The 12,874-nt window shown below is 61.1% G+C and carries 18 protein-coding genes; 16 read left to right on the top strand and 2 right to left on the bottom strand.

Going from position 1 to position 12,874, the window contains the following annotated elements; genetic code table 11:
- Positions 1 to 51: 51 nt before the first annotated feature.
- From urtE to NCHU2750_RS12890, 15 genes are all read left to right on the top strand, one after another.
- Positions 52 to 747, top strand: coding sequence for an urea ABC transporter ATP-binding subunit UrtE (gene urtE, locus NCHU2750_RS12960; RefSeq protein WP_119940873.1), 696 nt, complete (start codon positions 52 to 54; stop codon positions 745 to 747).
- 127 nt (positions 748 to 874) lie between these two features.
- Positions 875 to 2,104, top strand: coding sequence for a CE1 family esterase (locus tag NCHU2750_RS12955; RefSeq protein WP_119940872.1), 1,230 nt, complete (start codon positions 875 to 877; stop codon positions 2,102 to 2,104).
- Entirely contained in the window at positions 2,041 to 2,862 is an 822-nt protein-coding gene (locus tag NCHU2750_RS12950; protein ID WP_205583850.1) for an urease accessory protein UreD, read from the top strand. The genes NCHU2750_RS12955 and NCHU2750_RS12950 overlap by 64 nt, the downstream gene beginning before the upstream one ends.
- Before the next feature lie 33 nt (positions 2,863 to 2,895).
- Positions 2,896 to 3,198, top strand: a complete 303-nt coding sequence (locus NCHU2750_RS12945; RefSeq protein WP_119940870.1) for an urease subunit gamma — start codon at positions 2,896 to 2,898, stop codon at positions 3,196 to 3,198.
- Between the two features lie 10 nt (positions 3,199 to 3,208).
- Complete coding sequence (locus tag NCHU2750_RS12940; protein WP_119940869.1) at positions 3,209 to 3,472, top strand: DUF1272 domain-containing protein; 264 nt, start codon at positions 3,209 to 3,211, stop codon at positions 3,470 to 3,472.
- A gap of 11 nt (positions 3,473 to 3,483) precedes the next feature.
- Positions 3,484 to 3,789, top strand: a complete 306-nt coding sequence (locus tag NCHU2750_RS12935; RefSeq protein ID WP_119940868.1) for an urease subunit beta — start codon at positions 3,484 to 3,486, stop codon at positions 3,787 to 3,789.
- Position 3,790: 1 nt separating this feature from the next.
- On the top strand, positions 3,791 to 4,150 hold the full coding sequence (locus NCHU2750_RS12930) for a GFA family protein (RefSeq protein ID WP_119940867.1): 360 nt from the start codon (positions 3,791 to 3,793) through the stop codon (positions 4,148 to 4,150).
- Positions 4,151 to 4,153: 3 nt separating this feature from the next.
- On the top strand, positions 4,154 to 4,573 hold the full coding sequence (locus NCHU2750_RS12925) for a lysozyme inhibitor LprI family protein (RefSeq protein ID WP_245480240.1): 420 nt from the start codon (positions 4,154 to 4,156) through the stop codon (positions 4,571 to 4,573).
- An 83-nt stretch (positions 4,574 to 4,656) separates the two neighbouring features.
- Complete coding sequence (locus NCHU2750_RS12920) at positions 4,657 to 4,926, top strand: AbrB/MazE/SpoVT family DNA-binding domain-containing protein (RefSeq protein ID WP_119940866.1); 270 nt, start codon at positions 4,657 to 4,659, stop codon at positions 4,924 to 4,926.
- A complete protein-coding gene (locus NCHU2750_RS12915) occupies positions 4,923 to 5,330 on the top strand; it encodes a type II toxin-antitoxin system VapC family toxin (protein ID WP_119940865.1) in 408 nt (135 codons plus the stop codon). Before NCHU2750_RS12920 ends, NCHU2750_RS12915 begins: the two co-directional genes overlap by 4 nt.
- A gap of 3 nt (positions 5,331 to 5,333) precedes the next feature.
- Positions 5,334 to 7,043 carry an urease subunit alpha gene (gene ureC / locus NCHU2750_RS12910; RefSeq protein WP_119940864.1) on the top strand — a complete coding sequence of 570 codons (1,710 nt, stop codon included), beginning with the start codon at positions 5,334 to 5,336 and terminating at the stop codon, positions 7,041 to 7,043.
- Between the two features lie 595 nt (positions 7,044 to 7,638).
- Positions 7,639 to 8,475: a D-hexose-6-phosphate mutarotase gene (locus NCHU2750_RS12905; RefSeq protein WP_162939615.1), complete on the top strand. Its 837-nt coding sequence runs from the start codon at positions 7,639 to 7,641 to the stop codon at positions 8,473 to 8,475.
- Positions 8,476 to 8,719: 244 nt separating this feature from the next.
- Positions 8,720 to 9,262: a peroxiredoxin gene (locus tag NCHU2750_RS12900; protein WP_119940862.1), complete on the top strand. Its 543-nt coding sequence runs from the start codon at positions 8,720 to 8,722 to the stop codon at positions 9,260 to 9,262.
- A 150-nt stretch (positions 9,263 to 9,412) separates the two neighbouring features.
- Positions 9,413 to 9,952, top strand: a complete 540-nt coding sequence (locus NCHU2750_RS12895; protein ID WP_119940861.1) for an urease accessory protein UreE — start codon at positions 9,413 to 9,415, stop codon at positions 9,950 to 9,952.
- A 109-nt stretch (positions 9,953 to 10,061) separates the two neighbouring features.
- The gene (locus NCHU2750_RS12890) at positions 10,062 to 10,724 is read left to right on the top strand and encodes an urease accessory protein UreF (RefSeq protein ID WP_162939714.1); all 663 of its coding nucleotides are present in this window, start codon (positions 10,062 to 10,064) and stop codon (positions 10,722 to 10,724) included.
- A gap of 184 nt (positions 10,725 to 10,908) precedes the next feature.
- On the opposite strand, the gene NCHU2750_RS12885 is transcribed toward NCHU2750_RS12890, so the two are convergent.
- Positions 10,909 to 11,100: a hypothetical protein gene (locus NCHU2750_RS12885; RefSeq protein WP_119940860.1), complete on the bottom strand. Its 192-nt coding sequence runs from the start codon at positions 11,098 to 11,100 to the stop codon at positions 10,909 to 10,911.
- Between the two features lie 286 nt (positions 11,101 to 11,386).
- Between NCHU2750_RS12885 and ureG the strand changes: the two genes are divergently transcribed.
- Positions 11,387 to 12,010 (top strand): urease accessory protein UreG, encoded by a 624-nt coding sequence (gene ureG / locus NCHU2750_RS12880; protein WP_119940859.1) that lies wholly within the window; start codon positions 11,387 to 11,389, stop codon positions 12,008 to 12,010.
- 132 nt (positions 12,011 to 12,142) lie between these two features.
- Here the strand turns inward: ureG and NCHU2750_RS12875 are convergent, their stop codons facing one another.
- Entirely contained in the window at positions 12,143 to 12,826 is a 684-nt protein-coding gene (locus NCHU2750_RS12875) for a Crp/Fnr family transcriptional regulator (RefSeq protein WP_119940858.1), read from the bottom strand.
- Positions 12,827 to 12,874: the final 48 nt, after the last annotated feature.

The following is a 12,874-nucleotide window of genomic DNA, read 5'->3' as shown; positions in this document are numbered from 1 at the left end:
GGAGGGGTCTTTGTTCTTGCTCAACATTTCCAGCGTCCTGCGGAGCCAACCATGCTGACAGTCAACAACGTCAATCTTCACTATGGTGCGGCCCAGGCCCTGCGTGGGGTGTCGATCACTGCCGAGATGGGCAAGATCACCTGCGTTCTGGGACGAAACGGCGTCGGCAAGTCGTCGCTGCTTCGCGCCGTCACCGGGCAGCATCCGGTCTCCGGCGGCACGATCAGTTTCCAGGGGGCGACGCTGAATGGGCTCGCACCCTATTCCCGCGCCAAGCACGGGATCGGCTATGTGCCGCAGGGCCGCGAGATCTTTCCGCTTCTGACCGTTCAGGAAAATCTCCAGAGCGGCTATGCGCCGCTTGCCCGCAAGGACAAGTTCATTCCCGACGAGATCTTTTCGCTGTTTCCGGTGCTGAAGACCATGCTCGGACGGCGCGGCGGGGACCTGTCGGGTGGCCAGCAACAGCAGCTTGCCATCGGCCGGGCCATGGTGACGCGGCCGAAAATCCTCGTTCTCGACGAGCCGACCGAAGGTATCCAGCCGTCGATCATCAAGGATATCGGCCGTGCGATCAAATATTTGCGCGACAGTACCGGGATGGCGATCCTGCTCGTCGAACAGTATCTCGATTTCTGCCGCGAGCTTGCCGATCAGGTCTATATCATGGACCGCGGAGAAATCGTCCACGAGGGCGCCGCCGAAACCTTGGATACGGCAGAGGCGCGGCGGCATCTAACTGTTTAATGGTGAATGTTTGCATGCCCTGCATTGATCCAGGGCATATCAATGCTTCAAGAGGTGTGTTAGATGAACGGCAGATGAACGACATCTCCGACATCGTTGACAACCCGCACCCCATGATGAGGCGCTGATGGTCTTTGCATGCATCCTTGGTAACCGTTCCCGCTCCGCTCTTGTCCGCCTGGCCGCGGCTGGAGCGTTTTTCCTGTCCGCGGGCGCCGCTTTCGCCGGCTGTGGCCAGTCGATGGAGCCTGGTCGTCACGCGCTGATGATCGAAACGGACGGCGTCGCGCGTCAGGCCGTCTACTATGTGCCGTCCTCCTATACGGGAAAGGACAAGGTGCCGGTGGTCTTCGATTTCCATGGCAGCAACAGCAATCCGGACGGCCAGTTCAACCGTTCCTCCTGGGACAAGGTGGCCGAGAAGAACGGTTTTATCGCGGTGGCACTGCAGGGCAGCCTGCCGGGCAAGACGGCCGGCACCTATGCCTGGAACGTACCCTTCGTCGCCGTCAGCACGGCGATCATCCCGACGGGGGCCGCCGGTGGTCTCGACGAGATCGCCTTCATCAAACAGGCGGTCGAGACGGTGAAGCAGGATTTCTGCGTCGATCCGGCCCGTATCTTCGCGTCCGGCTATTCCGGCGGCGGGCGCATGTTGTCGGCCTATCTCTGTTCAGGTGGCGAAGGCTTTGCCGGTGCCGGCTTCGTCAATTCGCTTCGGGCAGGGCGTCCGGTCGAGACGGATGGCAAGTGGGGCCCGGACAAGGCCAATTGCAGCCCAGCCAAGCCGGTCTCGATCATGGCCTTTGCCGGCATCAAGGACGAGCAGAACCCCTATGCGGGGGGCGGCAGCGCCTATTGGCAATACGGGTTCAAGACGGCGATCCAGCGCTGGAACGATCTCGACGGCTGCAAGGGCAGCGACGATGCCAAGACTCTCGACGGCGTTACCTTCGGCATGTACGGCACCTGCAAGAACGGTGCCCGCATCGCGACCTATGTGTTTGCCAACGGCACGCATGACTGGCCGAAGCCGATTGTCGCCAAGCAGGCTGTTCTGGCTGCCGCCAAGGATGGCGCTGCCAGCGTGACCAAGGTTGCGGTTGTCGCCGCTGCCAAGCCTGCCTTCGACAGCAATGTTGATCCGGCCTTCCGGATGTGGGACTTCTTTGCCAAGGCCGATTTGACCGATGTCGTGGCGATTGCGGCACCGGCAAAATCGGCTGTAGCAGCGAAGTCTGGCACGTCTGTTGCTTCTGACTGCGCATCGCAAGCAGCAATCGAAGGTATGCCGTGCAGCATCTCCCAGCCGAACACTATGCGCCGCAGCGGGCAAGGGGTTCAGGACGCCTTGTAACCAAGCTCTTCGGGGGGAAGACAAGGCTCGACGAGTTCTTCCAGGAAGGCTGCGCAAAAATACGGCTTCCGGAAACATTCTCGCCTGAAATGGAGGCGATCCTCATCAATACGTCAGGGGGACTGACGGGCGGCGACGTGATCGAATGGTCCGTCGCCGCCGCGGATTCCACCAGGGTCACCGTCACCACCCAGGCCAACGAGAAGATCTACAAGGCCGCTTCCGACACGGCCTCGGTGTCGACCGATATCACCGTCGGGGACAATGCCTCGGTCCACTGGCTGCCGCAGGAGACCATCCTGTTCGATCAGGCTTCGCTCAGCCGCCGCCTCGATGTCGATCTTGCCGAAAGCGCCGAATTCCTCGCCGTCGAGGCCGTTCTTCTCGGCCGCAAGGCGATGGGCGAGGCGGTGGCCAACGGCTTTTTCCGCGATCGCTGGCGGGTACGCCGCAATGGCCGGCTGATCCATGCGGAAGAAATGCGGTTCGAAGGCGAGATCGAGCAGATGGCGCAGGCGGCGGCCGTACTATCCGGCCAGGTGGCCTTCGCGACGCTTTTCCATGCCGGCCCCTTAAGCGAAGCCATGCTGCCCAAACTGCGGGAATGCCTGGGCAATTCCGGCGGCGCCAGCTACTGGAACGGCAAGCTGATCGCGCGCATCGCCGCACCCACGGGCTTTGACCTGAGAAAAATACTGGTACCGGCAATTTCCGTATTGCGTAACGGCGCGCCAGTGCCGAAAGTCTGGCATATCTGATTTGCCACATCTCATTTCAAACGCGGGACGCCGATGAACCTTACTCCACGCGAAAAAGACAAGCTTCTGATTTCCATGGCCGCGATGGTCGCCCGCCGCCGTCTCGAGCGCGGCGTCAAGCTCAACTATCCGGAAGCGATCGCTCTGATCACCGACTATGTGGTGGAAGGTGCGCGGGACGGCCGGTCGGTTGCCGATCTGATGGAAACCGGTGCCCATGTCGTCAGCCGCGACCAGGTGATGGAAGGCATTCCGGAGATGATCCATGACGTGCAGGTGGAAGCGACTTTTCCGGACGGCACCAAGCTCGTGACCGTGCACGAGCCGATCCGCTGAGGGCCGGGTCATGGCACTGGAACTGCGACCCAATTGCGAATGCTGCGACAGGGATCTGGCTCCCGACAGCCTCGATGCGATGATCTGCACCTTCGAATGCACGTTCTGCGCCGATTGCGCTGCGGATGTGCTCGGTGGGACGCGCCCGAACTGCAGAGGCGAACTGGTGCGCCGGCCGATCCGGCCGGCCGCGGCGCTCGTCAACAATCCGGCCTCGACGATCCGCGTCCTGAAGGCCGAGGGCTGCAAGCCACAAATCGCTTTAAGCGCCTGAGGAGGTGATTCATGATACCTGGTGAAGTCATTGCCGCAAAAGGCGAAATCGAACTCAACGCCGGTGCGCCGACGATCTCGATCGAGGTTTCCAATACCGGTGACCGGCCGGTGCAGGTGGGCAGCCATTACCATTTCTTCGAGACCAATAATGGGTTATCCTTCGACCGGGACAAGGCGCGCGGCATGCGGCTCGACATTCCGGCAGGAACCGCTGTGCGTTTCGAGCCGGGCCAGACCCGATCTGTGACGCTGATACCGCTTTCGGGCGCTCGTCGTGTCTTCGGCTTCCAGCAGAAGGTCATGGGAGGACTCTGACATGGCGACACAGCATTATCTCGGCAGCTGCCAGTGCAGCGCCGTTTCCTACGAGGTCGATGCCGACCTCGACAAGACGGTCACCTGCAACTGCTCGCGTTGCCAGCGGCTTGGGATCGTGCTGGCATTTGCCGCGCCCGACGCCTTCAAGCTGAAGTCCGGCGAGGAGAACCTGACGGAATACCGGTTCAATACCAGGAAGCTCAGGCATCTGTTCTGCAAGACCTGCGGGATCGAGGGCTTTGCCTACGGCAATTCCCCGATGGATGGCTCGCCCATGGTGGCGATCAACGTCAACTGCCTGGAAGGCGTCAATCCGCGGGCGCTGACGTCGCATCACTATGACGGTGCGGCGGCCTGAGACATGCTGAAACTCGCTCTGTGGCCGATGCTGTGCGGATGTGTCGTGCTGACCGACGCGCCGGCTCCGGATGAAGAGGTGAGGGCGGACTGCAAGGCACCCGATACGCAGGTCGAGATGACGATCTGCGCCGGCCAGGACTTGAAGGATGCCGACAAGGCGCTGAACCTGCAATACAAGGCGACCCGCGATATCCTGCGCAGGCAGGATATCGCGGCGTCCGCGCCGGGGATGAAGGGTGGCGAAGAGGCGCTCATGACTGCGCAGCGCGCCTGGATGATCTATCGGGACGCACAGTGCCAGTCCGTCGGCTACAAGGCACAGGGCGGATCGATGGAGCCGATGCTGATTTCCACCTGCCAGACGGACCTGACGCGCAAGCGGACCGGTGAACTGAAGGCGCTGGTGGACGGAATGAACTGAGGCGATCATCCTCAGAGCGGTGGAATTGGTCGTAAGGCGATTGTGCGGTAACCTGCGGTGGTCGGGAAGGCTTGGAGCGCGGCATGGGAAGGTTCGAAACCAAGACATCCATGGATGGAGAAGCCACTATCCCGGTCGAGGTGCGCCAGGCGCTCGGTCTGCGGCCAGGAGGCTCCGTGCAGTTCATTGTCGATGACGAGGGAAAGGTGACTGTCGTGGCGAAGAAGAGCAATATGGCGCAATTGCGCGGTATTCTCGGCAAGCATGACGGCGCGCCGCTTGATGTCGATGAAGCGATCACGGAAAGTGTGTCGCAGAAAGTCGGCCTTTCGCGCAGCGGTGACGATGAATGATCGGTATCGACACGAATGTGCTGGTCCGTTTCATACTGGACGACGATCCTGTCTGGTCGCCTGCTGCGGCGAAATTCATGACCGAGAGCGTCGGCCCTGAAAACATCGGTTATGTGAATATCCTGACTTTGGCTGAATTGGTTTGGGCCCTGAAAAGGAACGCGGATCTTGATCGCCTCAAGCTCGCGGATATGATCGAGGCACTTATTTCGACGGACAATCTCATGTTCGGCGACCTCGATATCGTCAGGAGCGCTCTCCAGCTTTTCCGAACCGGCAATGCCGATTTTGCCGACTACATGATTGCCGAGTTGAACCGCGCGAACGGTGCCGCACCTACGGTGACGATCGACAAGCGCGCCGCTCGAAACGAAGCTTTTCTCCAACTCCTGCCCGGAGCCTGATCCATGTCCTACAAGATGTCCCGCGCTGCCTATGCCTCCATGTTCGGTCCGACCACCGGCGACAAGGTGCGGCTTGCCGATACCGAATTGTTCATCGAAGTTGAAAAGGACTTCACCACCTACGGCGAAGAGGTGAAATTCGGCGGCGGCAAGGTCATTCGCGACGGCATGGGACAGAGCCAGGCGACACGCGCCGAAGGCGCGGTCGATACCGTCATCACCAATGCGCTGATCGTCGATCACTCCGGTATCTACAAGGCCGACGTCGGTCTGAAGAACGGTCGCATCCACGCGATCGGCAAGGCGGGCAATCCTGATACGCAGCCGGGTGTGACGATCATCGTCGGTCCTTCGACGGAAGCGATTGCCGGCGAAGGCAAGATCCTGACGGCCGGCGGCATGGATGCGCATATCCATTACATCTGCCCGCAGCAGATCGAGGAAGCGCTGATGAGCGGCGTAACGACGATGCTCGGCGGCGGTTCCGGTCCGGCACACGGCACGCTGGCGACGACCTGCACCGGTGCCTGGCATATCGAGCGGATGATCGAGAGTTTCGATGCCTTCCCGATGAATCTCGCGCTGGCCGGCAAGGGGAATGCCTCGCTGCCGGCGCCGCTCGAAGAAATGGTGCTTGCCGGTGCCTCGTCGCTGAAGCTGCATGAGGATTGGGGCACGACGCCGGCTGCGATCGACAACTGCCTGACGGTTGCCGACGCATTCGACGTGCAGGTGATGATCCATACCGATACGCTGAATGAATCGGGCTTCGTCGAGGATACGGTGGCCGCCATCAAGGGCCGCACCATCCATGCCTTCCACACGGAAGGAGCGGGCGGCGGGCATGCGCCCGACATCATCAAGGTCTGCGGCAACCCGAACGTCATCCCGTCCTCGACCAATCCGACACGACCCTATACGGTCAATACGCTGGCCGAGCATCTCGACATGCTGATGGTCTGCCACCACCTGTCGCCGTCCATTCCCGAAGACATCGCCTTTGCCGAAAGCCGTATCCGCAAGGAGACGATCGCGGCGGAAGACATTCTGCACGATATCGGCGCCTTCTCGATCATTTCGTCGGACAGCCAGGCGATGGGCCGCGTCGGCGAAGTGGCGATCCGCACCTGGCAGACGGCCGACAAGATGAAGCGCCAGCGCGGCGCGCTGAAGGACGAGACCGGTGATAACGACAATTTCCGCGTCAAGCGCTATATCGCCAAATATACGATCAACCCTGCAATTGCCCATGGCGTATCTCACGAAATCGGTTCGGTGGACGTCGGCAAGCGGGCCGACCTCGTTCTCTGGAGCCCGGCCTTCTTCGGCGTGAAGCCGGAAATGGTGCTGCTCGGCGGGTCGATCGCGGCTGCGCCGATGGGCGATCCGAACGCCTCGATCCCGACGCCGCAGCCAATGCATTACCGGCCGATGTTTGCCGCCTATGGCAAGCTTCGCACCAATTCCTCCGTGACCTTCGTCAGCCAGGCTTCGCTCGATGGCGGTCTGGCGCAGCGTCTCGGCGTTGCCAAGAAGCTGGTGGCGGTGAAGAATGTCCGCGGCGGCATCGGCAAGGCCTCGATGATCCACAATTCGGCAACGCCCTTTGTGGAAGTCGATCCGGAAACCTACGAAGTGCGCGCCGATGGCGAATTGCTCACCTGCAAGCCGGCAACGGTTCTGCCGATGGCACAGAGGTATTTCCTGTTTTGACGACCTGCGCCACAGGACAGAGTCCTCCCTTGGTGCCTTTGGCGGTTTTGAAATTTCGGCATTCCGGAATTTCGGCCGGGACACATCGGGTGCCTCGAATGAAATTTTTATAAAGTGACACACGGCGTGTCCCGTTCGGTGTGTTTTTCCGCGCAACTCCGGTCCGTCTGCGGCGGGTTTGATGCCTTACAGCACTGACCCGGTATGTGTGCGACACACGCACGTCCCCTTTCTTCAAGGAGAGGCAGACCATTTTCTGCGCGGCCCCCGGCGTCCCGCTTGCATAAGGGCGTTTTTCCGGATCACCGGCCCCGCCTCGCCGGCAATGCAGACCGGTGTAGCCGAAGCGGAACGGCATGATTGTAGGCACAGGTTTTGAGGGTGGGGACGAAAAAATCTTTTGCCCGGAAATCCCGCATCCATGTGCATGCGGCAAGACGGCGGCAGCCGTTGCTGTTCCAGGTCAACGACGGGGCGTCCCGCTTCATCCAAAGTGCCCGTCGATGGCTGCCTGCTCAGCTGTTCGGAGGCTAAAGCCGATAAGGAAATTTGCGCCGGGGTTTCTGTGCCTGGCATTATCGATAAGAGGACGATTATGAGTTCAGTTATACCAGATCCCGACGTGATGCGCTCGACCTCTCCCGGTGGCGCTTCGGCTGCTGTTCTGCACCATGGCGCGCAGCTCGCATCCTGGCTTTCGGCCGACGGGATGGAGAATATCTATCTTTCCGAACGCGCTGATTTTTCGCCCGGCAGTGCCGTGCGTGGCGGCGCGCCGGTGTGTTTCCCGCAGTTTTCGACGCTGGGCAGCCTGCCGCTGCATGGCTTTGTCCGCAACCATGCCTGGACGCCGGTTTCCACCGGTGCGGATGATGCGGCCGTGACCCGGCTGCGGCTCGCCGATACGCCTGAAACGCTGGCAATCTGGCCGCATCCCTTCGAGGCGGAAATTCAGGTGATTGTCGCCGACGACGGGATCGAGATTGCGCTGACGGCGAAGAATACCGGCACGGCGGCCTTCACCTTCACCGCGGCGCTGCATACCTATTTCCGCGTCAAGGCGATCGAGGACGTGACCATTACGGGGCTGAAAGGCATCCGCTACCTCGACAAGCTGAAGGACAATATCATCGTCACCGAAGCCGATGAGAAACTCTCGATCGACCGCCCGCTCGACCGTGTCTACTACCAGACCACCGGGGAACGCATAGTGGAAGAGGGCCGCCGCAAGCTGGTCATCTCCACCGAGGGCATGCCCGATACGGTGGTGTGGAACCCCGGTGCGGAACGCTGTGCCACGATCGCTGATCTTCCCGACGACGCCTGGCGGCATTTCGTCTGCGTCGAGGCAGCCGTCGTCGACCAGCCGATCTCGCTTGCCCCCGGCGCCACCTGGCGCGGCGTCCAGCGGGTGAAGGTGATTGCAACGTAAGCGGCTCGCCGCGGGCAAACGTGGTGTGCTGATGGGCTTGGCCCGGTCTTGCGAAAAGGCCGGGCCGGTTGCGGTGGCGGCGTCATGCGTCGCCTGGCGGGTCATCAGCCCTGCTTCCTGTGAATAGCTGCTGTGCACTGCGACATTTTTTCAAGAACCATGCTGCGCTGCGGCGGAATTCATCTTAGAGAAGTTCTCATGTGCCCCCGTACGGGGCAAATGTTCACTTCCCAAGGAGGCATTCATGCTGGGCAAGAAAGTTCCGCAGGTCACATTCCGCACCCGCGTTCGCGACGAGGCCGTTGGCGGCCCGAACCCTTTCCGCTGGCAGGACGTCACATCGGCCGATTATTTCGCTGGCAAGCGCGTCGTGCTGTTCTCGCTGCCGGGCGCCTTCACGCCGACCTGCTCGACCTACCAGCTTCCCGATTTCGAAAAGCTGTTCCCCGACTTCCAGGCCGAAGGCATCGACGCCATCTACTGCATGTCGGTCAATGACGCCTTCGTCATGAATGCATGGGCCAAGAGCCAGAACCTCGAAAACGTCAAGGTCATTCCGGACGGTTCGGGCGAGTTCACCCGCAAGATGGGCATGCTGGTTGCCAAGGACAATCTCGGCTTCGGCATGCGCTCCTGGCGCTATGCGGCGATCGTCAACGACGGCGTCGTCGAGCAGTGGTTCGAGGAAGAAGGCTATTCGGACAATTGCGAGAGCGACCCCTATGGTGCGTCCTCGCCGCAGAACATTCTCGAAAACCTCAAGGGCATGAAGGTCGCTGCCGAATAAGGCAGTCCTCCATTCCATAGGCTTTACCAGAGCCCGGCCGCCTCCCACGAGGCGGCCGGGCTTTTTGCATCCGAGAGCGCGCCGCCTCTTGTATCGCGTGCCGGCATTGGCGATGATGGATGGAGTTCCTTTGCATTCAACGAGATATAGATGCAGCATATCCATTCCTATCGCTCCGCCGGCGAGATTACCGACCCGCCGATCGACACTGTCAGCCTGCCGCATGACCTTCGGCATCTGCGCCGCAAGCTCCTGCATCTGTCGAATGGCGACATGGTGATGCTCGATCTCAAGGAGGCCGTGCTGTTCCACAACGGCGATCGGCTGGTGCTCGACAATGGCGATACGGTGGAAGTTCTGGCGGCGCCGGAAAAGCTTTTCGAAGTGAAGGCGCGCGATACGCTGCACCTGATCGAACTCGCCTGGCATCTGGGCAACCGGCATCTCTCGGCGCAGATCGAGGAAGGCCGTATCCTGATCCTTCGCGATCATGTCATTCGGTCGATGCTGCAGGGGCTGGGCGCCAGCGTCAGCGATGTCGAGGAACCGTTCCAGCCGGCCCGCGGCGCCTATCATTCGCATGGCGGGCATGGCCACGACCATCATGATCATGGACACGACCATGCTCATGACCACGACCACGACCACGGGCACCATGGTCACGATCATGGCCACCACCATAACGACTGATGCGCGGGTGAGCGGCAAGAGCATGCCGGCCGATCTGCCGGAACACGCGGCTTCCGACCTTTCGCCGGAGCGTGCACCCGATACGATGCCGGATATGATGCCTGAGGCTATGCTCGATACGAGAGCATTGCTGCGGTTGATGGCTTGGCTGTCTCCGGCCTTTCCGATCGGCGGTTTCGCCTGGTCGGGCGGGCTGGAACGGGCGGTCGCCGATGGGCTCGTCCGCAAGGCGCCGGATCTTCAGGCCTGGCTTGCGACGCTGGTGCGTCACGGTTCGCTCAGGAACGATGCGGTGCTTTTCGCGGAAGCCTGGCGGCAAGCTGGGGACGAGGGGGCGCTGAAGGAGCTTGCAGCGCTCGGTCTTGCGCTTTCCGGTTCGTCCGAGCGCTTTGCCGAGACGCTGTCGCTCGGCAAAGCCTTTGTCACGGCCGCGTCCGCATGGCCGCATCCGGTTCTGGCGCGGCTGCCTGAGGACCTGCCGTTTCCGGTCTCGGTCGGGGCGGTTGCGGCGGGGCATGGCGTGCCCCTCAGTCAGGCGCTTGCGGCTTATCTGCATGCCGCCTTTTCACAGGTCGTATCGGCCGGCATCCGGCTCAGCGTCGCAGGGCAGGCGGAAGGTGTCGCCATCCTCGCAGCGCTTGAGCCGCTGATCGAAGATGTCGCTCGCGCGGCTGGCCGCTCGACACTGGACGATCTCGGTGGTGCGGCGATACAGGCCGAGATCGCTTCGCTTCGTCACGAGACACAGCATTCCCGGCTGTTTCGGTCCTGAGGCGGATATCCAGACCTTTGTAACAGCTACGCCGACATGTCAAAGGCCCGAAGGGTTGCCAGGTGGCGGACTGGCTGTCCTTTGCGGGCCTTTGATCCATGCGCTTCGAATGTGATGTATGTCGTTTGCTTGCTGCCGTGCCTGCTGGCGGAGCCGGCACTGCATGTCTGCACGCCTGCCGTCTTCAAGGTTCCTGCGCGATGAGGAGGATCTGGTCGTCGATCGCGTCTGCGAGCGACAGCACCATCTCGCGCCGGTCGAAGCCGTAGGATTCCAGCATTTTCAACATGCTGGCAAGCGCGGCTTCCGCTGCCTTGTGGCAATCATGCTTCTGCTCGACTATGTCAGATGTGGATGCAGTCGTCTGGTAATCCATTCTGAATTTCCCCGTTTCCCAGTTCAGGTAAGTCTCAGCATGCGATAATGGGACACAACTACAATACGTATTATGACGGTCTTATCCGGTTACCACAATTCTTGCGGAACGTTGTCTACAGATATCTGTGATTATACCTAACGGGTGAAAATGGACTGCCCATTTACTTGGTTTGTACCGGTCTTCATATCCGACGAGCGCAAGAGGGCAGGGGCATGGCGAGTTTCCGATTGCGCCGGTATTACGCCGCGCTATTCTCACGGCAGCATATCGAAAGGACATTTCCATGAAATCGGCGAACGGACCTTTGCGCGTCGGCATTGGCGGCCCGGTGGGCTCGGGCAAGACGCATCTGACCGAAAAGCTCTGCAAGGCGATGCGCGAGGAGTTTTCCGTCGCCGTCGTCACCAACGATATCTATACCAAGGAAGATGCCGAGGCGCTGGTGCGCATGCAGGCGCTTTCGTCCGACCGGATTGTCGGGGTCGAGACCGGCGGATGTCCGCATACGGCGATCCGCGAGGATGCCACCATCAACCTGCAGGCGATCGCGGGATTGAACCAGCGCATTCCTGATCTCGATGTTGTTTTCATTGAATCGGGCGGCGACAATCTGGCGGCAACCTTCTCGCCGGATCTCGCCGATATCACCATCTATGTCATTTCCACCTGCCAGGGCGAGGAAATCCCGCGCAAGGGAGGACCGGGCATCACCCGCTCGGATCTCTTGGTCATCAACAAGAAGGACCTTGCGCCCTATGTCGGTGTCGATATCGACGTGATGGACCGGGATGCGGCGCGCATGCGCGAGATGAAGCCGCATGTGTTCACCGACCTGAAGCGCGGCGAGGGGGTCGGCCATATCGTCGAATTCCTCAAGCGCGAGGGCGGCCTTTCCAGCATGGCGTGACCAGCGCGGCCTGAATTGACAAACGCAAAAAGAAAGGCCGGCGGTTGTTACCCGCCGGCCTCGCCTGTCGCCGGACACCCCTGTGGCAACAGGCTTGCTCTGAAGGCTGCGTCGTCTCGCGCGCCTTCGAGCCTAGATATTCCTCAATGCCTGAACGTCTCCGACCTGGATGATGCGGCCGCGCACGGTGACGCCGACCCGACGCAGGCTGGAAAAGGCGCGCGACAGGGCTTCCGGCGCCAGCCCCAGCATGCCGGCAAGCAGGCTCTTCTGGAACGGCAGGCGGATCGACGCGGAGCTGCCCTCCATCGGGCAACGGCTGAGGATATAGTTGGCCACTCTCTGCGGCGCGGTGAACAGGCGATCGTTGGCGATGCAGTCCATCGTGCCGAGCAGGTGGCGCGAAATGGCGGAAATCAGTGCCTTGGCGATTTCCGGATCCTGCTGGGCGAGATCGCGCACGGCCTGCATGTCGAAGCGGGCGAGCGTGGTCGGTTCCGCCGTCTGGGCATTGCACCGATAGACGCTGTCGCTGAACAGCAGGCATTCGGCAAAGGTTTCGCCCGGAGCGCAGACCATGATGTCGGCTTCGCGTCCCTCGCGGCTCAAACGGAAAAGCCGGACATATCCACTGAGGACGCAATAGAATGCGTCCGCATTTTCTCCTTCCCGCATTACGAACTTGCGGGCCGGGAGCGTGCTGATCGTCATCGTCGACATCAGGCGGACCAGGGCAGCATTGCCCAGCCCCGCCAGAAACGGTGCCTTCAGAAGCACTGCCCGGTCTCGATTGCTGAGTTTGAGGCTGCTGTTCATCTCGCCATCTCTTCCTTAGTTGCGGCCGCTGATTGGGGCATCCATGGG

This window comes from Neorhizobium sp. NCHU2750, from assembly GCF_003597675.1.
Taxonomy (GTDB): domain Bacteria; phylum Pseudomonadota; class Alphaproteobacteria; order Rhizobiales; family Rhizobiaceae; genus Neorhizobium.
This window is presented reverse-complemented; position numbering and strand designations above follow the sequence as displayed.